This is a genomic window from Pseudomonas sp. NMI542_15 (assembly GCF_021283425.1).
In the GTDB taxonomy this organism is placed as follows: Bacteria; Pseudomonadota; Gammaproteobacteria; order Pseudomonadales; family Pseudomonadaceae; genus Aquipseudomonas; species Aquipseudomonas fortuita.
In genome coordinates this window covers 52,074-75,843 of sequence record NZ_JAJSRO010000027.1, presented here as the reverse complement: position 1 = coordinate 75,843, position 23,770 = coordinate 52,074, and the positions used below count along the sequence as shown (strand labels likewise).

Here is a 23,770-nt window from a genome sequence, read left to right as displayed (position 1 = left end):
TGAACAAAATCCTACTGCATCCGGTTTTTGCCCGCAAGCCCTTGTTGTTTAAAGGGCCATTGGCAAAAAAAGGTGTTTTTCACAGCTCTTTGACGGTGCGGATCTGGTCCTTGTTCAGGCGCGTGCGCTTACCGTCGAGCTGCTCGAATTCGTAGAAACCGGAGTCTTCGTCAAAGGACGGTTTGTCGGTTGCCTGGATCTCCCGGCCATCGTTCAGGGTGATGACGGTAGGGGTCGAGCAGCCAGCGAGGGCGCCCAGGCCCAGAGCGAGCAGGAAGGCGGGTAGGGTCCGTTTGATCATCGTGTTTCTCCAAGTGCGATGGTGCTAGATGACATTTATGACGCAGGACTTTAGTGCAAGTTCACTGCAAGTGCAGCATAGCGACAAATCTGTCCCCTTGATCCAGGGCAAGGCTGATGGGCGCAACGCCGGAAAAGGTACGCTGTGATATAACTGCGGCCATCTCATCCTGTTGTGACGGACACCCATGAAAGCCAAGGCAGATACCCCCTTCGTGGCGCTGAACATCGCCGTGCTGACGGTCAGCGACACCCGTACCTTCGACACCGACACCTCTGGCCAGCTGTTCGTCGACCGCCTGAGCGCCGCGGGCCACCACCTGGCCGAGCGTGTGCTGCTCAAGGACGACCTGTACAAGATTCGCGCCCAGGTCGCCACCTGGATTGCCGATGACAGCGTGCAAGTGGTGCTGATTACGGGCGGTACTGGCTTTACCGGCCGTGACAGCACGCCCGAGGCGGTGGCCTGCCTGCTGGACAAGCAGGTCGATGGCTTTGGCGAGCTGTTCCGGCAGATCTCCGTGGCCGATATTGGCACCTCCACCGTGCAATCGCGCGCCTTGGCCGGGCTGGCCAACGGCACGTTGGTCTGCTGCCTGCCGGGCTCTACCAATGCGGTGCGCACGGGCTGGGATGGCATCCTGGCCGAGCAGCTCGATGCACGCCATCGCCCCTGCAACTTCGTGGCGCACCTGAAGCAGGCAGCGGCCTGTGACAGCCGTGGCTGAGGTCAGCCAGGCCCGGCCGCTGATGCCGGTGGAGCAAGCCCTTGGGCAACTGCTGGCGCTGGCCGAAACGGCGCCAATCCGTGACATCGAGAACCTGCCGTTGGCCGAGGCCGAGGGCCGCGTACTGGCCACCGACCTGGTGGCCTCGCTCGACCTGCCGCCCTGGCCGAACAGTGCCATGGACGGCTATGCCTTGCGCAAGGCCGACTGGCAAGGCGAGCCTCTGCCGGTCAGCCAGCGGATCTTCGCCGGCCATGCGCCGCAGCCGCTGCAGCCAGGCACCTGTGCGCGCATTTTCACCGGGGCGCCTGTGCCCGAAGGTGCCGACTGCGTCGAAATGCAGGAAAACACCGAAGTGGTCGACGGCGGTCGGGTGCGCTTTCTCGCACCTTTGCAGGCTGATCAGAACATTCGCCCCCAAGGCCAGGAAACCCGCAAGGGCGAGCAGGTGATGAGCGCCGGTACCCGGCTGGGGCCGATCGAACTGGGCTTGGCGGCGACGCTGGGTCACGGCCGCCTGGACGTGGTGCGCAAGGTGCGGGTGGCGGTGCTGTCCACGGGAGACGAACTGGTCGAGCCTGGTCTGCCCTTGGGGCCGGGGCAAATCTACAACAGCAATCGTCGGCTGCTGGTCAGCTGGCTGCAGCGGCTGGGCTGCGATGTTGTGGATGCAGGCATCCTGCCGGATGACCTGGCGCTGACCCGCGCATGCCTGGCTTCGCTGGGCGACGTTGATTTGATCTTGTCTACCGGTGGTGTTTCGGTGGGCGAGGCCGACTACCTGGGCGCGGCGCTGCGCGAAGCCGGCGAACTGGCCTTGTGGAAGCTGGCGATCAAGCCGGGCAAGCCACTGACCTTCGGCCACTTCCAGGGCGTACCGGTGATCGGCCTGCCGGGTAACCCGGCCTCGACCTTGGTCACCTTTGGCCTGCTAACCCGGCCTTACCTGTTGCGCCGCCAGGGTGTGCCGGATGTCACGCCGCTGCGCTTCGATATGCCGGCAGGCTTTGACTGGCCCAAGCCTGGCACCCGGCGCGAGTACCTGCGTGCACGCATCGAGCACGGCCAGGTGCGTATCTACAAGAACCAGAGCTCCGGCGTGCTGCGTAGCGCGGCGTGGGCCGAGGGGCTGGTGGAAGTGCGTGAGGGCAGCACACTGAAACAGGGTGACAGCGTGCCGTTCATTCCCTTCAGCGAGCTACTTGGCTGAGCGGCCCAGCCAGGCACTGCCCAGTGGGGCGGCCTCTGACGGTGCTGCCTGGGTCAGGCGCATGTGCACATTCTCCAGCTGCTGTGCGGCTACGCTCCAGTCATGACGCTGGCGGGCCAACTGGCGCCCGGCAGCGCTCAACTGGCTCATGCGCCAGGGCTGGTTGAGCAGTTGGGTGATCAGCAGGGCCAGCTGGTCGCCGTCATCACTGCCCAGGTAGTGCTCACCATTGTTTGCGCTCAGGCCCGATACGCCTTTGCCGGTTGTGATTACCGGTAGGCCTGCTGCCATGGCCTCGAGGATTTTTACCTTGGAGCCGCCGGCATAGCGCAGCGGCGCGAAGAACAGTGCCGAACGTTTTTGCAACTCACGCAGGTCAGGGCGGTAGCCGAACCATTCGATGCGCGGGTCGTTCCAGTGCAGTTTCCAGCTAGCCGGCAGGGCGTGCCCGGCTATTGCCAGGCGCACTGCCGGGTTGCTCATCCACACCTGCGGCATGATGTCCTCCAGCGCCCACTCGATGGCCTCCAGGTTGGCGCCATATTCGAAGTTGCCGACGAACAACAGGCGCTGGCTGTGTAGCGCGGGTTCCACTTGCTGGTAGAAATCACAGTCAACCCCATTGACCACTACGTTTACCGGCCGTCCGCTGATCTGCGCGATCAGCTCGGCATCGTGGGCGCTGACTGCCACCAGTTCGGTGGGCTGGCGGAGCACCCTGTGTTCCCAGCGGCGGTAGCGCCAGCGGTCGAAGGCGTTGAGAGGACGCAGCCACAAGGGCAGCCGGTCGTGGCAGGCCCCGCCCATCACCGACTCCAGCGTGTGTTCGCTTAGCATGTAGGGCAGCCCGCGGGCCTGCAGCGCTTTTTCGAAGGGTTGAAAACTGTAGCTGTGCTCGATCTGGATCACGTCCCAGGGTTCGTCCAGCAATTGCTCGAAACGGTGCCGCAGACAAGGCGAAAGGCCGTTGATGATGGCCCGCATGGGGTAGTCGATGATTGGCGAAGCCAGCAGGTTCAACGGGCTGTGCAATGGCCGACGGGGTATTACGATCAGGCGTTCGAGCAGGGGCTCCAAGGCTTCGCGGGCTGCGTCGCTCAGGGGTATTTTTGACTGCGCCAACAGGGTAATGCGATGGCCCTTCTGCGCCAGTGCGCGTATCAGGTGGTATTGCCGGGTCTTGCTGCCACTGGTGGTCGGCCAGGGTAGATAGGGCAGTGTCCAGAGAATGCGCATGACCCGGAATCCTCGCTAAAGGCCGCGGATGTAAAGACGCGCCCATCGCCAGTGTGCTGAGTACCACTGCCGGGGCGCGTCCATGGCTAGGGTTCGGAGCCCCACACACAAGCGTCAAAAGACTGACTTGCCAGGGGGCGTTGTTTGCCTAGGTCAAAAACTTGTCAAATGTTCATTTTCTGAGCATAGCGCGCATTGTCGGGTGTGGGAAAAAGACCACGCACGCTTCGGTATTTTTTTGTGGGCATGCAACGATCCGCGGCCGTGTGTGGTCGAGATCTGGGTCGGTCAATTTCTCGGAGACGCGCGATGCAAGGGCGCAAGGCAATGCTGATTCTGCACGGCAAGCAGGCGATGAATGAAGAGCTGCGCAGCGCCGTGCTGGATCTGCGTGATACAGGCTGGGTGCTGGATGTGCGGGTCACCTGGGAGGCAGGTGACGCGCAGCGCCTGGTCGGCGAGGCGCTGACGGCTGGCTACAGCCATATCGTCGCTGGCGGTGGGGATGGCACTTTGCGGGATGTGGCCGAGGCCATGGGGCTGGCGGGCGCCGAAGCCAGCCTGGCGTTGTTGCCGCTGGGCACGGCCAACGATTTCGCCAAAGCCGCCGGCATACCCTTGGAGCCCGCTGCGGCACTGGCGCTGCTGAATGCGCCCGCGCAGGCCATTGACCTGGGCCAGGCCGGCGACCAGTTGTTCCTCAACATGGCCACGGGTGGGTTTGGTAGCCAGGTCACCGCCAACACCTCCGAAGACCTGAAAAAAGTGCTGGGTGCTGCGGCCTACCTGTTCACTGGCTTGTCACGTTTCAGCGAATTGCAGGCCGCTTCTGTTGAGCTGCAGGGGCCTGACTTCCATTGGCAGGGGAGCTTGCTGGCACTGGGTATCGGTAATGGTCGCCAGGCTGGGGGCGGTCAAGTGCTATGCCCCGACGCGGTGGTGAACGACGGCTTGCTCGACATCGCCATCCTGCCAGCGCCACAAGAGGTGGTTGGGGCGCTGCGGGACCTGCTGGCGGGTGACGGCCTGTTCGTTCGGGCCAGGTTACCTTGGGTCGAGATCAAGAGTGCCCAAGGGCTGGACATGAACCTTGACGGCGAGCCTTTGCAGGCCGACAACCTACGCTTCCAGGCCAGGCCTGCCGCGTTACGCCTGCACCTGCCGGCCGGGTCGCCATTGCTTAGTCATCCAGGCTGATGATTTTCTCGCGTACGGCGAACAGCACAAGCCCGGCCACGTCATGAATCTGCAGGCGCTTCATGATTTGCGAGCGGTGGGTTTCGACGGTCTTGATCGACAGGCCCAGGCCAGTGGCGATTTCCCGAGTGGCCTTGCCGCGTACGATCAGGCGCAGGATTTCCAGTTGGCGAGCAGTGAGGTTGTGCCGCTCGCCAGCAGCTTGCTTGCCATTCTTGGTGTGCCGTAGGGCCTGGTTGATGACCGTATGGGCGATGGCCGGGCTTAGGTAGCGTTCGCCGTTGCGTACCGCACCAAGGGCTTGTTCCAGCTCGGTGGCACTGGTGTCTTTGAGCAGGTAGCCGTGGGCGCCGCTTTCCAGAGCTCGCATGATCAGGTCCGGGTCAGTGTGCATCGACAGGATCAGTACCTTGCACGGACTGCCGCTTGCCCGCAGTTGGGTAAGTGCATCCAGGCCGCTGGTCGAACGCATGGAGATGTCCAGCAAAACGATGTCGGGCGCCAGCGCGCGCACGTTGTCGAGCAGTTGGCTGCCGTCGTCTGCTTCCCCGATGACGTCATACCCAGGAATGTCGCAGACCAGTGCGCGCACACCGGCGCGGATCAGCGAGTGGTCGTCTACCAGCAAAAGTCTACAGATCATGGGCGTTCGTACTCCCGGCACGTTGCTGAGTACGCGCAGGCCAAGGGAACACTGCCTCGATACGCGTGCCAAGGCCGCGCTGGCTGGTGATGTCGAGGCTACCCTGCAATGCGGTGACCCGCTCCTGCATGCCGGCCAGGCCACGCTGGCCAGCTGCGGCGGGGTGCCGCGTCGGGACGAACCCACAGCCATCGTCCTGAATCGACAACGCCAGCCCCTCTGGGGTGCGCTGCAGCTGGATGATCAGGTTGCCTGCCTGGGCGTGGCGCAGCATGTTGGTCACCGCTTCCTGGGTAATGCGAAACACCGCCATGGCCACTGCCTCGTCGATGCCGCCCAGGCGTTGGTTGCACGCCAGGCTCCAGTGCACGTCGCTGTTGGCCAGGGTGCGCACCAGGTGCGCGCGCAGGCTGGCTTCAAGGCCAAGACTGGCCAATTGCCGAGGGTTGAGCAGGGCGGACACGTCGCGCACGTTGCCCAAGGTGTCATCCAGTGTGCTGCGCAGGGTGTTGCAGTGGCTCTGCAGTTCGTCTGGCATGCGCCGTTGCAACCACTGCAGTTGCAGCTTGGCAGCGGTCAGCATCTGACCGATGTCGTCATGCAGTTCGCGGCTTAAGTGCTGGCGCTCGTCTTCCTGGACCTTGAGCATACGCTCGGCCAGTTCCGCCGGGCGCAGGCTGATCGACCTTGCGCCCAGGGCCAGATAGGCGACAGTGGCCAGCGTAGCGGCCAGTTGCAGAGCCAGCAGGCTGGCCGGGATTGCCTGCTGGGTAAAGTAGAGCACCAGATTGGCGACCAGCGAGGCCACGCATAGCGCGGCCGTGGCCCAAGGCAGCAGGGCAACGCGGGACCAGCAACGCAAAGAAGTCTTCAAGCGTGGGAGCATAGGTAGGGAAGCCACTGAAGTATTGCTGATGGAGGCCTTGCACAATGCTGCTCAGAGGCTTTGGCGCAGTACTTTCGATTTCTTTTCTGACACGTGATCGTTCAACCTTTACTCAGGTTGCAAGCGTTTGTGGGGGCGCATATTACCACTTCGCACTGTATCGGTCGCGGCTGGGTAACGCCTTGAAACGCCTGCGGGTGGGGCATTTGGCGGGTAGCAAAGTGCCACCCTTTGATCGCGCACTATGCACTTGTCGCTTAACTCGTGCGGTAATCATTCAACGTGGCCCCCGAGCATTTTTAGAACTTTTCAAGTTTGATCTTGGCGGGGCCTGAACGAGCAGGCTTAGTTGCCTTTTGTGTCTGGTTAATACGGTGGATTCGACCGGCCGGGGCGTGTGCCGGCTGCCACAGTGGTGTGCGAGTGCAGGCACACGCTGCCTTGCTCGTCGCAGGAAGCACAGGACGGCGCAATGGGTTGCTGCACGACCTTGGCCAGGTTTTTCAGCAACACCAGTTGTTCGCCGATGTCCAGGTTCAGCCGCCCGGTACGGGCATCGACCAGTTCCAGTTGCCAGGCCAGCAAGGTCAGGCAGGCCTCTAGCGCGGGCAGGGCTTCACGTTGCAGGCGACCGCGGTGACAGGCGGGGGCGAGCAACTGTTGCAGGGCGTTGGTGTAATGGGCGACTTCACGCAGGCCCAGGCGCGTGGCCTGCCGGGCAAGGTTATCGAGGGTACTGTCCAGGCAGCGGCAGGCATCCGGATCATTGTCGATCAGTTCCAGATGCTGCAGGCATTCCTGAGCCTGGGTCAGCAATATCTGTGCATCCAGCAGGTAATTCTGCAGGGCTTCATCGAACGATAAGGCAGTGTCCATGATCAGGTCCCCGCGCGTGGTGCAGGCGCAGGGGGCGGGCACGCCGAAACGATAGCTAGCAAAAGCCTGACTCCATTCATGCATTGAGAATGGCGTCACATTAATGGCTAAAGGATATCGCGAACATCAGGTTACACCCGATTGCAGCTAAGGGTTTCCCTGATGCCGGGCTAAGGTGGGGAACTTTTGTAGCACCCGCTGAATTCCCATGGAATGCCCGCAGTAAAGCATGATGGTAAAGTGATATCAATTGCCTTCACGGCATTTTCCCGCAAGGGTCAAGGTGCACGTGAAGCCGCCGATACAGGGTGGATGTTTTCACTTTTTTGACTCAAGCCTGGGGGTTTTCCAATGGCTGGCATTCTCGACACAGTAGACCAACGCACGCAACTGGTGGGTGAGAACCGCCTGGAAATTCTGATGTTTCGCCTGGCCGGCCGCCAGTTGTTCGCGATCAACGTGTTCAAGGTGCAGGAGGTGCTGCAAATGCCCAAGCTCACCCTGATGCCCCAGCGCCACGCCTTCGTCTGCGGGGTGGTCAACCTGCGTGGCCAGACCCTGCCGGTGATCGACCTGTCCCAGGCGATCGGCATGCGCCCGCTGCAGCCGGGGCCGGACAGCACCATCATCGTCACCGAGTACAACCGTTCGGTTCAGGCCTTCCTGGTGGGCGGTGTCGACCGCATCGTCAACATGAACTGGGAGTCGATCATGCCGCCGCCTGCCAGCGCCGGGCGCCAGCACTACCTGACTGCCATCACCAAGGTCGATGAAAAGCTGGTGGAGGTGATCGACGTGGAGAAGGTGCTGGCCGAGATCGTGCCGTACAACGCCCGGGTCTCTGGCGATAAACTCGCCGACCCGGTGCTGGCCCGTGCCCGTGGCCGCGAGGTGCTGCTGGTGGACGACTCCAGTGTGGCCCTGGCGCAGTTGCGTGACACCCTGTCCCAGCTGGGCATGAAGCTGCATGTGGCCAGCGATGGCCTGAAGGCGCTGCGCATGCTCAAGGGCTGGGCCGATGCGGGTGAGGACGTGTGCGAGAAGCTGCTGATGGTGTTTACCGACGCCGAAATGCCGGAAATGGACGGCTACCGGCTGACCACCGAGATCCGCAGTGATGCGCGGCTGCGCCAGCTCTATGTGGTGCTGCATACCTCACTGTCAGGCAGCTTCAATGAATCCATGGTGAAGAAGGTGGGGTGCGACAACTTTCTGTCCAAGTTCCAGCCCGACCGCCTGGTCGATGTGGTCAAGCAACGCCTGCTGCTGGATACCGCCACTGCGTGAACGTTGGGCCGGCCAGGTATAAGCTTGGTGTTTGGCATGATGCGAGGCTGCAGGGATGTTTCTCAGTGAGTTGTATCGATACCCGGTGAAGTCGGGGCAGGCGCAAAGCCTGCAGGCTTCACGGGTGGGTTTGCTGGGGTTGCAAGGCGACCGCCGCTGGATGGTGGTCGAGGAAGAAAATGGACGCTTCCTGACCCAGCGGGCCTGGCCGCACCTTGGCCAGCTCCAGGCGTGCGACGACGACGAGGGCCAGTTGTTGCTGCAGGCGCCCGGGCGGGTGCCGTTGCGGGTGCCCGTGCCCGCAACCGATGAGGCCCTGCGCGGCGTGACGATCTGGCGCGACACCCTGCGGGTGCCGGATGCCGGCGACGCGGCAGCCGCCTGGTTGACCGCGTTGCTGGGCAAGCCCGTGCGCCTGGTGTATTGCCCGGAGCAGCGCGCACGTTACCTGCCCAATGGTTATGGCTTCAACAGTGATCGGGCGGCGTTTCCCGACGGTTTCCCCTTGCTGCTTATCGGGCAGGGCTCGCTGGACGAGCTCAACCGGCGTATTGGCCGGCCCATGGAAATGTTGCGCTTTCGACCCAACCTGGTGGTGCGGGGGGCTGAACCATTTGCCGAGGATGGCTGGAAGCGAATCCGCATCGGCAACCTGGAATTTCGCGTGCTCAAGCCCAGTGTGCGGTGCATCTTTACCACGATAGACCCGGCAACCGGGGAGCGCAGTGCGGACCGCGAGCCGATGGTCACGCTCAAGACCTTTCGCGAGAAGGAGGGGGATGTACTGTTTGGCCAGAACCTGGCAGTGGATGGCAGCGGGTGGCTTGAAACAGGAATGCAGGTGGAAGTTCTGGAGTGAATGTGCCGCCTGAACCGCCCTATCGCCGGCAAGCCAGCGATAGGGCCCGTTCAGGTTCAGCAGGCCTTACATGTCATCGAAATACCGCTCATGCCAATCCACCAGCGGCTGCGGCGAATTCAGCTTCTGCCCGTAGATCACCGAATACGACAGCACGTTCTGCACATATTGGCGCGTTTCGTCGAACGGGATCGATTCCACCCACACATCGAAGCTCAGGTGTTTGGCGCCTTTCAGCCACTGCCGAACGCGCCCGGGCCCGGCGTTGTAGGCCGCCGAGGCCAGCACCCGGTTGCCGTTGAACTGGCCGTGCACCTGGCTCAGGTAGGCCGCACCCAGCTGGATATTCTTGTCCGGGTTCAGCACCTGCGCCGGTGATGCCAGCGGGATGCTGAACTTGCGCGCGGTTTCTTTGGCGGTGGCCGGCATAAGCTGCATCAGGCCGCTGGCGCCCACCGGCGAGCGCGCATCCTCCATGAATGCGCTCTCTTGGCGGGTGATGGCGAATACCCAACTCGAATGCAGGCCGCGGACTTTGGCTTCGCGCACCAGGGTGTCGCGATGGGCCATCGGGAAACGGATGTCCAGGTCGTCCCAGTATTGCGCCTGGCTGATCGTGCGGATGGCCGGGAAGTACCAACGCAGCTCATAGCCCAAGCGAGCCTGGGCAACCATTTCGTCGCGGGTGAAGTGGCGGCTGACGTGGTACCACTCGCGACGGCCCTCCACGATCTGGCCGCGGGCGTGGAACTCCAGGGCACGCTGAATGCCGGGTGTGTTGCGGACCTTCTTGACCAGTTGCGGGCTCAGCAACAACGGCTTGTTGTTCAACTGGTACGGCGTCTGTGCCCGGTCGGCGGCGAGGAAGCCGTAGAAGTCCCGCTCACGTGCCACGGTCTTGTACAGCAGGGGGATCTGCGGGTTGTTCGGCTGGGCCAGTTCCAGGCTGCGTGCCTGCCAGTATTTCCACCGGCTGCTGCTGGCCAGGTCCTGGGGCAGGCGCTTGGTCAGCTCGTAGGCGTCTTCCCAGCGGCCCAGGCGCAGCAGCAGGCGCAGGCGCCATTCGCTGACGGTGTTGTCGCGAAGCTCGGGGTCGTAGCGGGTCATCAGGTCGAGCGCGCGCGGGTCGTAGCGACGTGCCAGGGTCAGGCCGATCTCGCGGGCGATGGCAACCTTCTCATCGCGGGAAAAGTGCATGCGCTGGGCGTAATCGTCGAGCAGTGCCATGGCCCGGTCCGGGTCTTGCCGTGCAAGACGGCGCAGGCCGAGGCTGACGACGTCGGACATGGCGTCGTTGGCCGGGGTAAAGCGCGACGGCTGGCCGAGCAGCTCAGGCTTCTGCGCCACATCGACCAGCAGGCGCCCCTGCGGGCCGAGCGTGGTCAGCGTCTTGACCAGGTTGTTGGCCAGGGCGTAGTTGCGGGCCTGGGCCGCCAGCTTGGTGCGTCCCCAGCGTTTGGCCTCGGTCAGTTGGCCTTCCGCCGCCCACATGCCGAACAGCGTGTCGCAGGCGGCAGGCTGGGACTTGCCGACGTTCCACAGTTTGTCGGCTGTGGCGTAGCCCTCGGCGCGCAGGCCATGGCTGAGCTGATACTGGCCATTGAGGCAGTCCAGTTCGGTGAAGTTGAGTTTTGGGTCGTAGTATTTGACGAAAGTATCCCATTCGCCGCGTTCGGCCAGCCAGCGTAGCCAGCGCAGTTTCATCCAGTTGGCCTGGGGCAGGTCGCCATGCTTGGCGAGAAAGCCTTCGATCTCCTGGTTGCTGGCGCTTTTGAGGCGGGCGGTAAGCTCGTCGTAGGCCAGGTACGGTGTGAGCGGGTAGTCGCTCAGGGCTTGCGCATAGCGCAAGTACGGGCCCTTGTCGCCCTTGGCCAGCGCACGCTTGGCCTCGTCGTAGTACTGGCGTTGCTGGGTGAGGTCGGTGGCCTGCGCCGCGCAGGTGGCAGCGGTGAGCAGCAGGCATGATGCAATGTGTAACAGGCGGCTGCGCATGATACGTCCGGGCAGTAGAACCATGGGGAAGTGACGGCGGAGCCAGCACTGTTGGAAGCGATTGCCCTTAGCTTAGCTGTTTGCCGGCGGCGGGTGAAAGCACTGTGCTTGTATCGGGATATTAACTTCGACCAGATGTCGCAAAGCGGTCGCCGGGTGGCCAAGCGGATGCCGTCGAGGGCCAAGTCAGGTAGAATGCGCGCCCGATTTATGGAGACCAACATGACCCTGCTCAAATTCAGCGATGTGTCCCTCGCATTCGGCGCCATGCCGCTGCTGGACAAAGTGTCCTGGCAGATCGCTCGTGGTGAGCGGGTGTGCATCATCGGCCGCAACGGTACTGGCAAATCCAGCATGCTGCGCCTGGTCAAGGGCGAGCAGAAGGGTGACGACGGTGAAGTCTGGCGTGCCCCGGGCCTGAAGATCGGCGAGCTGCCGCAGGAACTGCCGGTGGCCGACGAGCGCACGGTGTTCGATGTGGTGGCCGCAGGCCTGGATGGCGTCGGCGAGCTGCTGGCGCAGTTCCACCACCTGAGCATGAATATCCAGAACGACGAAGACCTGGAAAAACTCATGCACGTCCAGCACGAGCTGGAAGCTCGTGATGGCTGGCGCCTGCAACAAGTGGTGGAGAGCACCCTGAGCCGCCTGCAGTTGCCGGCCGACAAGACCCTGGCCGAGCTGTCCGGTGGCTGGCGCCGCCGTGTGCTGCTGGCCCAGGCGCTGGTGTCCGAGCCCGACCTGCTGCTGCTCGACGAGCCGACCAACCACCTGGACATCGGTGCGATTGCCTGGCTCGAAGAGGCCCTGCGCAGTTTCAACGGCGCGGTGTTGTTCATCACCCACGACCGGTCCTTCCTGCAGAACCTGGCCACCCGCATCCTTGAACTGGACCGCGGCGGCCTGATTGACTGGAACGGTGACTACGCCAGCTTCCTGGTGCACAAGGAGGCCGCACTGGCCGCCGAAGAAACTGCCAATGCGCTGTTCGACAAGCGCCTGGCTCAGGAAGAAGTGTGGATTCGCCAAGGCATCAAGGCACGCCGCACCCGGAACGAAGGGCGTGTGCGGGCATTGAAAGCCTTGCGTGTGGAGCGTGGCGAGCGCCGCGAGCGCCAGGGCAAGGCCAACATCCAGATCGAGGCGGCGGAAAAATCCGGCAAGCAGGTGATGGTGCTGGAAAACGTCAGCTTCCATCACGCCGACGGGCCGATGCTGGTCAAAGACTTTTCCATGGTCTTGCAGCGTCAGGATCGGATCGGCCTGCTGGGGGCCAACGGCACCGGCAAGACCACCCTGCTCAAGCTGATGCTCGGCGGCCTGGAGCCCACTTCGGGCAAGGTCGAGCGTGGCACCAAGCTGGAAGTGGCCTACTTCGACCAGATGCGCCACCAGCTCGAGCTGGAAAAGACCGTGATCGACAACCTGGCCGAAGGCCGTGATTTTATCGAGATCGACGGCCAAAACCGCCACGTGCTGAGCTACCTGGGCGACTTCCTGTTCAGCCCTCAGCGTGCCCGCACGCCGGTCAAGGCACTGTCGGGTGGCGAGCGTGCCCGCCTGCTGCTGGCAAAGCTGTTCAGCAAGCCGGCCAACCTGCTGGTACTCGACGAACCGACCAACGACCTGGACGTGGAAACCCTCGAGCTGCTCGAGGAAGTGCTGTCCAACTACAAGGGCACCGTGCTGATGGTCAGCCACGACCGGGCCTTCCTCGACAACGTCGTCACCAGCACGCTGGTGTTCGAAGGCGAGGGCAAGGTGCGTGAGTACGTGGGCGGCTACGAGGACTGGATTCGCCAGGGGGGCTCGCCAAAGCTGCTGGGCGTGACCGAGAGCAAGGGCGGCAAGTCCGAACTCAACAGCGCAGTGGTGGAAAAAGTCGAGGACAAGCCCGCGCCTGTTGCTGCGCCGGTGGCGGAAGAGGCGTCGAAGAAGAAGCTCAGCTACAAGCTGCAGCGTGAGCTGGAGATGCTGCCAGGGCAGATCGACGAAGTTGAGCAGCGTATGGCTGAGGCCCAGGAAGAAGTGAATGCGGCGGGCTTCTATCAGCGGCCGATTGCGGAAACTTCGGCAGTGCTTGCGAAGATCGAGAAGCTACAGGGTGAGCTGGATGCGCTGGTAGAGCGCTGGGCCGAGCTGGAAGGCTGATCGGCTTTAACCTGTACCGGCCTCTTCGCGGGGCAAGCCCGCTCCCACAGGTATCGCGGCGCGGTCACTGTGGGAGCGGGCTTGCCCCGCGAAGAGGCCGGTACAGGTTAAGTCATTCTTTCTTCTGCAACCGCACCGCCAGTACATCGCACGGCGCACCATGCAGCACGTCATTGGCGGTGGAACCCAGCAGCAACGCCAGGCCATGGCGGCCATGACTGCCGACCACGATCAGGTCGCAATTCTGTTCCTTGGCCAGTTGGTGGATTTCCTGGCGCGGTTGGCCGTAGGTCAGGTGGGAATCGCCGCGCTGGATGTCCGGGTATTTGTTGAACAGGCGGTCCATGCGCTCCTTGGCCTGGTCGAACTGTTGCTGTTGCAACTGCGACAGGTCCATCGGTACGTCACCGCCGAATGCCATGGCCATCGGCTCGACGATGTGCACCAGGGACACCTTGGCGCCTGAGGGCTCGGCGAGCTTCATGGCACGCTTGATCACCGGGTCGCATTCTTCGGTCAGGTCGACGGCGACCAACAAATGTTCATATTGCATGAGCGGTACTCCTGGCAATCGCGATAGAAGAAGTATGGTCGCTTTCGGGCGGGTCTACCGTGAAAAATGGCTAACCAGCTCATTTGCAACGCTTTATGGGAACTACTGATATGACGGTATTGCTGGTGGTGTCAATCCTTGCGCTGATTCTCAGCCCGCTTTCCTGGCTGCGAGGCTCGCGCAAGCAGAGCGAGCAGATGAAGTTGCGGCTGGAGGCCCGGCGCATGGGGTTGGCCATGCAACTGGCGCCGCAGCAGTGGCCGCACTGGCTCGAAATGGAGCCGCCAAGCCCTTGCCCGCAATACCACCGGGCGCGGCATCGCGGGCATGAGGACAGCTTCAGCTTCTGGCAGGTCACCCCAGGGGTGTGGTGGAACCAATGGCGCGAGCCCTGCGAAGATCCTCGCTTCATCGAGGCCTTGGCGCGCTTGCCGGCGAGCGTCTACAAGGTCGAAGCCGACGCGCGGATGATCGCCCTGTACTGGACTGAACGGGGTGATACGGCTGTATTGCAGGATGTTGCCTACGTCCTCGAAACCCTGGCCTGAAACCTCGTGGGGCCACGTCGTACCCGTAGGAGCAGCCTTGTGCTGCGAAGAGGCCGGTATGCCTGATAGTACTGTTCCGGGCGTATCGGCCTCTTCGCCGCACAAGGCGGCTCCCACAGGAACGGCGTAGGCGTTCAGGGCTTTAAACGACAAAGCGGCGGCTTGGCAGAACCCTGAAGGGGTGGGGTGCCAAGTCGCCGCTTTGCGTTTCTGCTACGCAGAAAAGGCCAGGCAGGCCGGGTATTCATTCAAGCAAGTGCCAGTGTAGCCGCACTGGGGTGCCGCGCAAGCCGAAAGATGCAGCACTGTCCAACCGGGCGTGGTCAATCGCTGACGTGAATGGTCGGCGATCACTGTCATCATGTTTTGCACCCGGACGATACAAAGTGACTGGAAAGTCGCGTTTTCGTCGTGCTCCTGAGCATTTGACAACGCCGATCTTTTCGGAGAATGTGTGCACACCCAAATCAAACGGGCGTATGAATTGAGCGTTTGTATGTCATGACGCCAAGCCATACTTCCGACTAGCGCGCTGACGGGTGTGCCTGGGGCAGGGCAGCTAGGCCTGCTTCTGCTGCAGCGATCGGCGTGTACAGTTCAGCTTCCATATCGTGGAGATCAGTTGATGATTTACGAAGGTAAAGCCATCACGGTTAAGGCTCTTGAAAGTGGCATCGTCGAGCTCAAATTCGACCTCAAGGGTGAGTCCGTCAACAAGTTCAACCGCCTGACCCTGAACGAGCTTCGCCAGGCCGTCGACGCCATCCAGGCCGACGCCTCGGTCAAGGGCGTGATCGTCAGCAGTGGCAAGGACGTGTTCATCGTCGGCGCCGACATCACCGAGTTCGTCGACAACTTCAAGCTGCCCGAGGCCGAACTGGTCGCCGGCAACCTGGAAGCCAATCGCATCTTCAGTGCCTTCGAAGACCTCGAAGTGCCGACCGTTGCTGCCATCAACGGCATCGCCTTGGGCGGCGGCCTGGAAATGTGCCTGGCCGCCGACTACCGGATCATGTCCTCCAGCGCCAAGATTGGCCTGCCCGAAGTCAAACTGGGCATCTACCCCGGCTTTGGCGGCACCGTGCGCCTGCCGCGCCTGATCGGTTCGGACAACGCTATCGAGTGGATCGCCTCCGGCAAGGAAAACCGTGCCGAGGACGCCTTGAAAGTGGGCGCTGTTGACGCCGTGGTCGCCCCTGAGTTGCTGCAGGCCGGTGCCTTGGACCTGATCAAGCGGGCCATCAGCGGCGAGCTGGACTACAAGGCCAAGCGTCAGCCGAAGCTGGAAAAGCTCAAACTCAATGCCATCGAGCAGATGATGGCCTTCGAGACCGCCAAGGGCTTCGTTGCCGGCCAGGCCGGCCCGAACTATCCGGCCCCGGTCGAAGCCATCAAGACCATCCAGAAGGCCGCCAACTTCGGCCGCGACAAGGCCCTGGAGGTCGAAGCCGCGGGCTTTGCCAAGCTGGCCAAGACGTCGGTTGCCGAAAGCCTCATCGGCCTGTTCCTGAACGACCAGGAACTCAAGCGCAAGGCCAAGGCGCATGACGAGATTGCCCACGACGTGAAGCAGGCCGCCGTGCTCGGCGCCGGCATCATGGGTGGCGGCATCGCTTACCAGTCGGCGGTCAAGGGCACCCCGATCCTGATGAAGGATATCCGCGAGGAAGCTATCCAGCTGGGCCTGAACGAGGCCTCCAAGCTGCTCGGCAACCGCGTCGAGAAGGGCCGACTGACCCCGGCCAAGATGGCCGAGGCACTCAACGCCATTCGCCCGACCCTGTCCTATGGCGACTTCGCCAATGTCGACATCGTCGTCGAAGCTGTGGTCGAGAACCCGAAGGTCAAGCAAGCTGTGCTGGCTGAAGTGGAAGGCCAGGTGAAGGACGACGCGATCCTCGCTTCCAACACCTCGACCATCTCCATCAACCTGCTGGCAAAAGCGCTCAAACGCCCGGAAAACTTCGTCGGCATGCACTTCTTCAACCCGGTGCACATGATGCCGCTGGTTGAAGTGATCCGTGGTGAGAAGTCCAGTGAAGTGGCGGTGGCCACCACCGTGGCCTACGCCAAGAAAATGGGCAAGAACCCGATCGTGGTCAACGATTGCCCGGGCTTTTTGGTCAACCGCGTGCTGTTCCCGTATTTCGGCGGCTTTGCCAAGCTGGTCAGTGCCGGTGTCGACTTCGTGCGCATCGACAAGGTCATGGAAAAGTTCGGCTGGCCAATGGGCCCGGCTTACCTGATGGACGTGGTTGGCATTGACACCGGCCACCACGGCCGTGACGTGATGGCCGAAGGCTTCCCGGACCGCATGAAGGACGACCGCCGCTCGGCCGTCGACGCGCTGTACGAGGCCAACCGCCTGGGCCAGAAGAACGGCAAGGGCTTCTACGCCTACGAAACCGACAAGCGCGGCAAGCCGAAGAAGGTCTTCGATGCCACCGTGCTCGACGTCCTCAAGCCGATCGTGTTCGAACAGCGTGAAGTCACCGACGAAGACATCATCAACTGGATGATGGTCCCGCTGTGCCTGGAGACCGTGCGCTGCCTGGAAGACGGCATTGTCGAAACCGCCGCCGAAGCCGACATGGGCTTGGTCTATGGCATTGGTTTCCCTCCCTTCCGCGGTGGTGCGCTGCGCTACATCGACTCGATCGGCGTGGCCGAATTCGTCGCACTGGCCGATCAGTACGCCGATCTGGGGCCGCTGTACCACCCGACTGCGAAGCTGCGTGAAATGGCCAAGAACGGCCAGCGCTTCTTCAACTGAGCGGTCAACGAGCTAGAGCGAGAGATTTGATATGAGCCTGAATCCAAGAGACGTGGTGATTGTCGACTTCGGTCGCACGCCAATGGGCCGCTCCAAGGGTGGCATGCACCGTAATACCCGCGCCGAAGACATGTCGGCGCACCTGATCAGCAAGCTGCTGGAGCGCAACGGCAAGGTCGACCCGAAAGAAGTCGAAGACGTGATCTGGGGCTGCGTCAACCAGACCCTGGAGCAAGGCTGGAACATCGCCCGCATGGCGTCGCTGATGACCCAGATTCCGCACACGTCTGCAGCGCAGACCGTCAGCCGCCTGTGCGGCTCTTCGATGAGCGCCTTGCACACCGCTGCCCAGGCGATCATGACCGGTAACGGCGATGTGTTCGTGGTCGGTGGCGTGGAACACATGGGCCACGTCAGCATGATGCATGGCGTGGACCCTAACCCGCACCTTTCCTTGCATGCTGCCAAGGCTTCCGGGATGATGGGCCTGACTGCAGAAATGCTCGGCAAGATGCACGGCATCACCCGGGAGCAGCAGGACCTGTTCGGCGTGCGTTCGCACCAGTTGGCCCACAAAGCCACGGTCGAAGGCAAGTTCAAGGACGAGATCATCCCGATGCAGGGCTATGACGAGAACGGATTCCTGAAGGTATTCGATTTCGACGAAACCATTCGCCCGGAGACCACCCTCGAAGGCCTGGCATCGCTCAAGCCCGCGTTCAACCCGAAAGGCGGTACTGTCACCGCCGGTACCTCGTCGCAGATCACCGACGGCGCTTCGTGCATGATCGTCATGTCTGGCCAGCGTGCAATGGACCTGGGTATCCAGCCATTGGCGGTGATTCGTTCGATGGCGGTGGCAGGTGTTGATCCGGCGATCATGGGTTATGGTCCGGTACCGTCGACCCAGAAAGCGCTCAAGCGCGCCGGGCTGACCATGGCCGACATCGACTTCATCGAGCTCAACGAAGCCTTTGCTGCACAGGCCTTGCCAGTGCTGAAAGACTTGAAAGTGCTCGACAAGATGGATGAGAAGGTTAACCTGCACGGCGGCGCCATTGCTTTGGGTCACCCGTTCGGTTGCTCCGGGGCACGCATTTCGGGCACCCTGCTCAATGTCATGAAGCAGAATGGCGGTACTCTGGGGGTGGCGACCATGTGCGTCGGCCTCGGCCAAGGTATCACCACTGTCTTCGAACGCGTCTGATCGCGTTGCGGGACAGCAACCGGGGCCTTGTGCCCCGGTTTTGTTTTTACAGGTTTTATTCAAGAGGGTGGGCAACATGCAGATACAACCAGGCGTATACCGGCATTACAAAGGGCCTGAGTATCGTGTCTTCAGCGTTGCGCGGCACTCCGAGAACGAAGAGTGGATGGTGTTCTACCAATGCCTGTATGGTGATTACAGCTTCTGGGTACGCCCCCTTTTGATGTTCCAGGAGTCCGTCGAGGTTGACGGCGAGCAGGTGCCACGCTTTGCTTTGGTCAAGGCCGAAGAAGGGCTGCCTGGGTTGCTGGGCAAGTCGCACGAGTGATTGTCCGAGCTTGACCTCACACTTTTGCCACTATATATAGCGGTGCCGCGTTTGGTACCTGACGCGTTTTTCATTTTCAGATTCAGGAATACTCCGATCCATGGGCAAATCGCTGGTCATTGTGGAATCCCCGGCCAAGGCCAAGACCATCAACAAGTACCTGGGCAACCAGTACGTGGTGAAGTCGAGTATCGGCCATATCCGAGACCTCCCCACCAGCGGTTCGGCCAGCGCAAGCAAAGAGCCGGCCGCCAAGCGTGGCAAGGCCGCGGGTGAGGCTCCGGCCCTGTCGCCGAAAGAAAAGGCCCGTCGCCAGCTGGTGGCACGCATGGGCGTCGACCCGGATCACGGCTGGAAGGCCAAGTACGAGATCCTGCCTGGCAAGGAAAAGGTGATCGAAGAGCTGCGTCGCCTGGCCAAGGATGCCGACACCATCTATCTCGCAACCGACTTGGACCGCGAAGGGGAAGCCATTGCCTGGCACCTGCGCGAAGCCATCGGTGGTGACGACACACGCTACAAGCGCGTGGTGTTCAACGAAATTACCAAAAAGGCCATCCAGGAAGCCTTCTCGCAGCCAGGCGAGCTGGACATCGACCGGGTCAACGCTCAGCAGGCGCGGCGCTTCCTCGACCGTGTGGTTGGTTACATGGTTTCGCCGCTGTTGTGGGCCAAGATTGCTCGCGGCCTGTCTGCTGGCCGTGTGCAGTCGGTCGCGGTGAAGCTGGTGGTGGAGCGCGAGCGTGAAATCCGTGCATTCATCCCGCAAGAGTACTGGGAGATTCATGCCGACCTCGGTACCGCCAAGAACGCCAAGGTGCGTTTCGAGGTGGCGCGCGAGAAGGGCGAGGCCTTCAAGCCGCTGAACGAAGCCCAGGCCATGGCTGCGCTGGAGAAGCTCAAGGCTTCCAGCTACAGCGTGGTCAAGCGTGAAGACCGCCCGACCAGCAGCAAGCCGTCGGCGCCGTTCATTACCTCCACCCTGCAGCAGGCGGCCAGTAACCGCCTGGGCTTCGGGGTGAAAAAGACCATGATGATGGCCCAGCGCTTGTATGAGGCCGGCTACATCACTTACATGCGTACCGACTCGACCAACCTGTCGGTCGATGCCCTGGACATGGCGCGTAGCTACATCGAGCGCGAGTTCGGCAAGCAGTACCTGCCGGATGCGCCACTGGTTTACGGCAGCAAGGAAGGGGCCCAGGAGGCGCACGAAGCGATTCGTCCTTCCGATGTGAATACGCACCCGACCAAGCTCAGCGGCATGGAGCGCGACGCCGAGCGCCTGTACGAGCTGATCTGGCGCCAGTTCCTGGCCTGCCAGATGCCCCCGGCGCAGTACCTGTCCACCAGCGTCACCGTGGCTGCGGGCGACTTCGAGCTGCGTGCCAAGGGCCGTATCCTCAAATTTGACGGTTATACCCGCGTGCTGCCGCAACAGAGCAAGCCGGGCGAAGACGACGTGCTGCCTGAGATGGTCCAGGGCGAAGCGCTGAAGCTGATTCAGATCGACCCGAGCCAGCACTTCACCAAGCCGCCGGCGCGCTTCACCGAGGCCAGCCTGGTCAAGGAAATGGAAAAGCGCGGCATTGGTCGCCCGTCGACCTATGCGGCGATCATCTCGACCATTCAGGACCGTGGTTATGTGACCTTGCATAACCGCCGTTTCTATTCCGAGAAAATGGGCGACATCGTCACCGAGCGCCTGTCGGAAAGCTTCTCCAACCTGATGGACTACGGCTTTACCGCCGATATGGAGGAGAACCTCGACGACGTGGCCCAGGGCGAGCGTGACTGGAAAAACGTACTCGACGAGTTCTACGGCGACTTCAGCAAGAAGCTGCAGACTGCAGAGTCCAGCGAAAACGGCATGCGCGCCAACCAGCCGACCATGACCAACATTCCGTGCAAGGAATGCGGCCGGCCGATGATGATCCGCACCGCTTCCACGGGTGTTTTCCTGGGTTGTTCGGGTTACAGCCTTCCGCCAAAAGAGCGCTGCAAGGCCACCGTCAACCTGGTGCCGGGTGACGAGATTGCCGCTGATGACGAGGGTGAATCGGAATCCCGCGTGCTGCTGGGCAAGCACCGTTGCCCGATCTGCGCCACAGCGATGGACGCCTACCTGCTGGATGAGAAGCACAAGCTGCACATTTGCGGTAACAACCCCGATTGCGTTGGCTACGAGATCGAAGAGGGCAGCTACCGCATCAAGGGTTACGAAGGGCCGAGCCTGGAGTGCGACAAGTGTGGCAGCGAGATGCAGTTGAAGACCGGCCGTTTTGGCAAATTCTTCGGCTGCACCAACCCGACGTGCAAGAACACCCGCAAGCTGCTCAAGAGTGGAGAGGCGGCGCCGCCGAAGATGGACAAGGTGGACATGCCGGAGCTCAAGTGCGAAAAGGTGGACGACACCTACGTGCTGCGTGACGGTGCTTCGGGGTTGTTCCTGGCTGCCAGTCAGTTCCCGAAAAACCGTGAAACCCGTGCGCCGCTGGTGCTTGAAATTGTGCCGCACAAGCACGAGATCGATCCGAAGTACCACTTCCTCTGCGATGCGCCACAGAAAGATCCAGAAGGCCGCCCGGCAGTTATCCGCTACAGCCGCAAGACCAAGGAGCAGTACGTGCAGTCCGAGGTCGATGGCAAGCCGACCGGCTGGAAGGCCTTCTACGACGGCAATGCCTGGAAGGTTGAAGACAAGCGCTGATCTTTCGGTGCTTTAATTGGGGCCGCTTTGCGCCCCTTCGCGGCACAAGGCCGCTTCTGCAAGGAATCGCGTTCTCTTGCAGGAGGGCCTTGTGCCGCGAAGGGGCGCAAAGCGGCCCCAATCATTTATGATGCATGTATTCGCCTTGCAGCCTGATGGGAGGGCAAAGAAATGGCCCAGGAAACCTACACTCGCACCAACCAGAAACTGTTCTTCGCCGGCCTCGCTCTGGAGTCCATGGCCAAGGCTGAACAAAGCCAGGCCATGAATGCACAGGGCCTGGTTCAGGCTGAACGCGAATCGGCGCTGTTCCACCTGTATGGCGCGCTGCTGGGCCTGTGCCATGAAATCGGGGTGTTCTACCGCCTGCCGGTGGTTGCAACTGTCGAGCAAGCGCTGGCCGACGACGCGCTGAATGGCATCGCTATCCCGGAAGTGGCCGAGCTGCTTGAGCTTGCCCGTCAGCGCGAAACCTGGCTGGCGCAAATGCTGGGTGCTTATGCCGATTTGTTCCGACCACCGGTCGCCAGGAAAGCGCCGAAAACCGATGTCACGCAGCCTCTGATCCAGGCCGTCAATCTCGATGAGCCCGAGCATCCTGCGCTATCGCGTACCGAGCTGGAAAGCTGGCGCAACAACCTCAAGGGTTTGGTGAGACGTTTCCGCGATGCGTTGAGTGAGTGCTGATAGCCGTTACGGCTGGTACAATACGGACCTTTCGCGGAGAACTGCCATTTATGTCTACGTCTTTTCTGGAAATTGTCGAGTTGCCTGATGGCCGCATCGAACTGCGTCGCGCTGAGGATGAGGGCTCTCTGGTAACCCTGGATTTCTCGGAAGACGCCAAGGTGTTCCTGCAGGGCCAGCATGTAGAAGTGGCCAAGGCCATGCTTAGCGTGGGCGTGCAGATGGCCGGCCGCCTCATGGATGGTGAGCTCGAACGTGATGAAGGGCCGCGTGTGCTGCACTGACCGTGCAGCAGCCAGCAGGGTTTTCGAATGACAGGCAAAGCCTGAGCATCAGCCGAGGCGGATGTTCAGGCTTTGTGCGTTTCCGACACTGGCGGCGCGCAGCAATTGCTGGCGAGCGGTGGCGTTGACGTTGCCCAGCCAACTGACCACCGTGTGACTGCGGCCCAGGCGCAAAGCTTCGCAGGCCAGTTGCAGCGGGGTTTGATTGCCACGAGGTTGCAGCAGCAAGATGCGTTCACGGTTGAGGCCGGCATCGCGCAGCCAGGCCTGGGTCAGGCTCGACGGCGGGGCGATCAGGGTCAGCCAGCGGGCCGCGTCCTCTTCGCTCAGTTCGCGCAGTACCGGTGCCAGCAGGCTTTGGCAGTGACCTGGCGCGCCGCGCAGCGACAATTCGCTGAACAGTTCAGGCTGGTTGTGCTTGCGCGCCAGTTCGCTGGCTTTCAGGCCAGGTAGCACGGGCTGGGCGAGAAATGCTTCGAACAGGGGCAACTGGGCTTGCTCGGGTGCGTGAATGAACTGCTGCATGACGCCTCCTGGATCAGCGGCGAATGACGCCGACGCTCAAACCCTCAATCACCAGTTCCTGTTCTTTCAGGTCGACTTCGATGGGGGCGAATTCGGGGTTTTCGGCAAGCAGCCAGACCTTGCTGCCTTCACGCTTGAAGCGTTTGACGGTCACTTCGTCGCCGATGCGGGCGACGACAATCTGGCCGTTGCGGGCTTCGCGGCAGGTGTGAACTGCCAGCAGGTCGCCGTCGAAGATACCGACGTCCTTCATGCTCATGCCGTGTACGCGCAGCAAATAGTCGGCCTGGGGGTGGAAGAAGGCGGGGTTGATATTGCAGGATTGCTCAATGTGCTGTTCGGCAAGAATCGGCGCACCGGCAGCAACCCGGCCGATGATAGGCAGGCCGCTTTCTTCTGCCTTGGTTTCCAGGCCGGGAATGCGGATGCCACGGGAGGCGCCCGGGGTCATCTCGATTGCGCCCTTGCGGGCGAGGGCCTTGAGGTGCTCCTCGGCGGCGTTGGGCGATTTGAAGCCCAGCTCCTGAGCGATCTCGGCGCGTGTCGGCGGGAAGCCGTTGTCTTCGAGGCAGCGCTTGATGAACGCGAGAATTTCGGCTTGGCGTGGCGTCAGTTTCAACATGGTGAGCGCTCTGTCTTTTTGTACAGTGACTGGGATTATATACAGTACTGGATGCGCTGCAAGCCAAAAGGCGCATTAAACCTGAACGCTGGCACTTGCAGCACGCCGCCTGGGGCTTTTAAATGGCGACCGCCCGGTCACCGAGCCTTGACAGAAGCAGGACTGAAA

Annotated in this window: 22 protein-coding genes; 13 read left to right on the top strand and 9 right to left on the bottom strand. The window is 61.9% G+C overall.

Annotation, left to right across the window (positions count from 1 at the left end):
• Positions 1-79: 79 nt before the first annotated feature.
• Positions 80-301 (bottom strand): YgdI/YgdR family lipoprotein, encoded by a 222-nt coding sequence (locus LU684_RS26815; RefSeq protein WP_016485624.1) that lies wholly within the window; start codon positions 299-301, stop codon positions 80-82.
• 187 nt (positions 302-488) lie between these two features.
• Here LU684_RS26815 and moaB point away from each other — a divergent pair, with 187 nt between their 5' ends.
• The gene (gene moaB, locus LU684_RS26810; RefSeq protein WP_016485625.1) at positions 489-1,028 is read left to right on the top strand and encodes a molybdenum cofactor biosynthesis protein B; all 540 of its coding nucleotides are present in this window, start codon (positions 489-491) and stop codon (positions 1,026-1,028) included.
• Complete coding sequence (locus LU684_RS26805) at positions 1,012-2,238, top strand: molybdopterin molybdotransferase MoeA (RefSeq protein ID WP_023048916.1); 1,227 nt, start codon at positions 1,012-1,014, stop codon at positions 2,236-2,238. The genes moaB and LU684_RS26805 overlap by 17 nt, the downstream gene beginning before the upstream one ends.
• On the opposite strand, the gene LU684_RS26800 is transcribed toward LU684_RS26805, so the two are convergent.
• Positions 2,227-3,474 (bottom strand): glycosyltransferase family 4 protein, encoded by a 1,248-nt coding sequence (locus tag LU684_RS26800; protein WP_060518399.1) that lies wholly within the window; start codon positions 3,472-3,474, stop codon positions 2,227-2,229. The two genes, LU684_RS26805 and LU684_RS26800, sit on opposite strands and share 12 nt — an antisense overlap.
• 309 nt (positions 3,475-3,783) lie before the next feature.
• On the opposite strand from LU684_RS26800, the gene yegS reads away from it, so the two are divergent.
• Complete coding sequence (yegS, locus tag LU684_RS26795) at positions 3,784-4,671, top strand: lipid kinase YegS (protein WP_016485628.1); 888 nt, start codon at positions 3,784-3,786, stop codon at positions 4,669-4,671.
• Here the strand turns inward: yegS and LU684_RS26790 are convergent.
• The 3 genes from LU684_RS26790 to LU684_RS26780 form a co-directional block, all read right to left on the bottom strand.
• Positions 4,655-5,314, bottom strand: coding sequence for a response regulator (locus LU684_RS26790; RefSeq protein ID WP_016485629.1), 660 nt, complete (start codon positions 5,312-5,314; stop codon positions 4,655-4,657). The two genes, yegS and LU684_RS26790, sit on opposite strands and share 17 nt — an antisense overlap.
• Complete coding sequence (locus LU684_RS26785) at positions 5,304-6,200, bottom strand: sensor histidine kinase (protein ID WP_210668604.1); 897 nt, start codon at positions 6,198-6,200, stop codon at positions 5,304-5,306. Before LU684_RS26785 ends, LU684_RS26790 begins: the two co-directional genes overlap by 11 nt.
• A gap of 366 nt (positions 6,201-6,566) precedes the next feature.
• Positions 6,567-7,076, bottom strand: a complete 510-nt coding sequence (locus LU684_RS26780) for a hypothetical protein (protein ID WP_024717340.1) — start codon at positions 7,074-7,076, stop codon at positions 6,567-6,569.
• A gap of 351 nt (positions 7,077-7,427) precedes the next feature.
• Here LU684_RS26780 and LU684_RS26775 point away from each other — a divergent pair, with 351 nt between their 5' ends.
• Together LU684_RS26775 and LU684_RS26770 are read left to right on the top strand one after the other, a co-directional pair.
• Positions 7,428-8,363, top strand: a complete 936-nt coding sequence (locus LU684_RS26775; RefSeq protein ID WP_145914580.1) for a chemotaxis protein CheV — start codon at positions 7,428-7,430, stop codon at positions 8,361-8,363.
• 55 nt (positions 8,364-8,418) lie between these two features.
• On the top strand, positions 8,419-9,222 hold the full coding sequence (locus tag LU684_RS26770) for an MOSC domain-containing protein (RefSeq protein ID WP_145914579.1): 804 nt from the start codon (positions 8,419-8,421) through the stop codon (positions 9,220-9,222).
• A 66-nt stretch (positions 9,223-9,288) separates the two neighbouring features.
• On the opposite strand, the gene LU684_RS26765 is transcribed toward LU684_RS26770, so the two are convergent.
• Positions 9,289-11,214, bottom strand: coding sequence for a transglycosylase SLT domain-containing protein (locus LU684_RS26765; protein ID WP_232895223.1), 1,926 nt, complete (start codon positions 11,212-11,214; stop codon positions 9,289-9,291).
• Positions 11,215-11,436: 222 nt separating this feature from the next.
• Between LU684_RS26765 and LU684_RS26760 the strand changes: the two genes are divergently transcribed.
• Positions 11,437-13,365: an ATP-binding cassette domain-containing protein gene (locus LU684_RS26760; protein WP_016485635.1), complete on the top strand. Its 1,929-nt coding sequence runs from the start codon at positions 11,437-11,439 to the stop codon at positions 13,363-13,365.
• Between the two features lie 112 nt (positions 13,366-13,477).
• Here LU684_RS26760 and LU684_RS26755 read toward each other — a convergent pair whose 3' ends face one another.
• The gene (locus LU684_RS26755) at positions 13,478-13,918 is read right to left on the bottom strand and encodes a universal stress protein (RefSeq protein ID WP_016485636.1); all 441 of its coding nucleotides are present in this window, start codon (positions 13,916-13,918) and stop codon (positions 13,478-13,480) included.
• A 110-nt stretch (positions 13,919-14,028) separates the two neighbouring features.
• Here LU684_RS26755 and LU684_RS26750 point away from each other — a divergent pair, with 110 nt between their 5' ends.
• The 7 genes from LU684_RS26750 to LU684_RS26720 all read left to right on the top strand — a co-directional run bounded on the left by LU684_RS26750 (position 14,029) and on the right by LU684_RS26720 (position 22,455).
• Positions 14,029-14,466 carry a hypothetical protein gene (locus LU684_RS26750; protein WP_060518383.1) on the top strand — a complete coding sequence of 146 codons (438 nt, stop codon included), beginning with the start codon at positions 14,029-14,031 and terminating at the stop codon, positions 14,464-14,466.
• A 625-nt stretch (positions 14,467-15,091) separates the two neighbouring features.
• Entirely contained in the window at positions 15,092-17,239 is a 2,148-nt protein-coding gene (gene fadB, locus LU684_RS26745) for a fatty acid oxidation complex subunit alpha FadB (RefSeq protein ID WP_016485638.1), read from the top strand.
• A gap of 31 nt (positions 17,240-17,270) precedes the next feature.
• Positions 17,271-18,446 carry an acetyl-CoA C-acyltransferase FadA gene (fadA, locus tag LU684_RS26740; protein ID WP_012271343.1) on the top strand — a complete coding sequence of 392 codons (1,176 nt, stop codon included), beginning with the start codon at positions 17,271-17,273 and terminating at the stop codon, positions 18,444-18,446.
• Between the two features lie 76 nt (positions 18,447-18,522).
• Positions 18,523-18,774: a DUF1653 domain-containing protein gene (locus LU684_RS26735; protein ID WP_016485639.1), complete on the top strand. Its 252-nt coding sequence runs from the start codon at positions 18,523-18,525 to the stop codon at positions 18,772-18,774.
• Between the two features lie 100 nt (positions 18,775-18,874).
• Positions 18,875-21,484 carry a type I DNA topoisomerase gene (topA, locus tag LU684_RS26730; protein WP_197888729.1) on the top strand — a complete coding sequence of 870 codons (2,610 nt, stop codon included), beginning with the start codon at positions 18,875-18,877 and terminating at the stop codon, positions 21,482-21,484.
• A 171-nt stretch (positions 21,485-21,655) separates the two neighbouring features.
• On the top strand, positions 21,656-22,171 hold the full coding sequence (locus LU684_RS26725) for a DUF6586 family protein (protein WP_016485641.1): 516 nt from the start codon (positions 21,656-21,658) through the stop codon (positions 22,169-22,171).
• Between the two features lie 50 nt (positions 22,172-22,221).
• Positions 22,222-22,455: a hypothetical protein gene (locus tag LU684_RS26720; RefSeq protein ID WP_003248777.1), complete on the top strand. Its 234-nt coding sequence runs from the start codon at positions 22,222-22,224 to the stop codon at positions 22,453-22,455.
• 48 nt (positions 22,456-22,503) lie between these two features.
• On the opposite strand, the gene sulA is transcribed toward LU684_RS26720, so the two are convergent.
• Together sulA and lexA are read right to left on the bottom strand one after the other, a co-directional pair.
• Positions 22,504-22,980: an SOS-induced cell division inhibitor SulA gene (sulA, locus tag LU684_RS26715; RefSeq protein WP_016485642.1), complete on the bottom strand. Its 477-nt coding sequence runs from the start codon at positions 22,978-22,980 to the stop codon at positions 22,504-22,506.
• Positions 22,981-22,993: 13 nt separating this feature from the next.
• A complete protein-coding gene (lexA, locus tag LU684_RS26710; RefSeq protein ID WP_012271348.1) occupies positions 22,994-23,602 on the bottom strand; it encodes a transcriptional repressor LexA in 609 nt (202 codons plus the stop codon).
• Positions 23,603-23,770 lie beyond the last annotated feature (168 nt).

Coding starts and splice junctions, on each gene's coding strand:
- LU684_RS26815 (WP_016485624.1), bottom strand. CDS start 301: ATGATCAAACGGACCCTACCCGCCTTCCTGCTCGCTCTGGGCCTGGGC.
- moaB (WP_016485625.1), top strand. CDS start 489: ATGAAAGCCAAGGCAGATACCCCCTTCGTGGCGCTGAACATCGCCGTG.
- LU684_RS26800 (WP_060518399.1), bottom strand. CDS start 3,474: ATGCGCATTCTCTGGACACTGCCCTATCTACCCTGGCCGACCACCAGT.
- yegS (WP_016485628.1), top strand. CDS start 3,784: ATGCAAGGGCGCAAGGCAATGCTGATTCTGCACGGCAAGCAGGCGATG.
- LU684_RS26790 (WP_016485629.1), bottom strand. CDS start 5,314: ATGATCTGTAGACTTTTGCTGGTAGACGACCACTCGCTGATCCGCGCC.
- LU684_RS26785 (WP_210668604.1), bottom strand. CDS start 6,200: ATGCTCCCACGCTTGAAGACTTCTTTGCGTTGCTGGTCCCGCGTTGCC.
- LU684_RS26780 (WP_024717340.1), bottom strand. CDS start 7,076: ATGGACACTGCCTTATCGTTCGATGAAGCCCTGCAGAATTACCTGCTG.
- LU684_RS26775 (WP_145914580.1), top strand. CDS start 7,428: ATGGCTGGCATTCTCGACACAGTAGACCAACGCACGCAACTGGTGGGT.
- LU684_RS26770 (WP_145914579.1), top strand. CDS start 8,419: ATGTTTCTCAGTGAGTTGTATCGATACCCGGTGAAGTCGGGGCAGGCG.
- LU684_RS26765 (WP_232895223.1), bottom strand. CDS start 11,214: ATGCGCAGCCGCCTGTTACACATTGCATCATGCCTGCTGCTCACCGCT.
- LU684_RS26760 (WP_016485635.1), top strand. CDS start 11,437: ATGACCCTGCTCAAATTCAGCGATGTGTCCCTCGCATTCGGCGCCATG.
- LU684_RS26755 (WP_016485636.1), bottom strand. CDS start 13,918: ATGCAATATGAACATTTGTTGGTCGCCGTCGACCTGACCGAAGAATGC.
- LU684_RS26750 (WP_060518383.1), top strand. CDS start 14,029: ATGACGGTATTGCTGGTGGTGTCAATCCTTGCGCTGATTCTCAGCCCG.
- fadB (WP_016485638.1), top strand. CDS start 15,092: ATGATTTACGAAGGTAAAGCCATCACGGTTAAGGCTCTTGAAAGTGGC.
- fadA (WP_012271343.1), top strand. CDS start 17,271: ATGAGCCTGAATCCAAGAGACGTGGTGATTGTCGACTTCGGTCGCACG.
- LU684_RS26735 (WP_016485639.1), top strand. CDS start 18,523: ATGCAGATACAACCAGGCGTATACCGGCATTACAAAGGGCCTGAGTAT.
- topA (WP_197888729.1), top strand. CDS start 18,875: ATGGGCAAATCGCTGGTCATTGTGGAATCCCCGGCCAAGGCCAAGACC.
- LU684_RS26725 (WP_016485641.1), top strand. CDS start 21,656: ATGGCCCAGGAAACCTACACTCGCACCAACCAGAAACTGTTCTTCGCC.
- LU684_RS26720 (WP_003248777.1), top strand. CDS start 22,222: ATGTCTACGTCTTTTCTGGAAATTGTCGAGTTGCCTGATGGCCGCATC.
- sulA (WP_016485642.1), bottom strand. CDS start 22,980: ATGCAGCAGTTCATTCACGCACCCGAGCAAGCCCAGTTGCCCCTGTTC.
- lexA (WP_012271348.1), bottom strand. CDS start 23,602: ATGTTGAAACTGACGCCACGCCAAGCCGAAATTCTCGCGTTCATCAAG.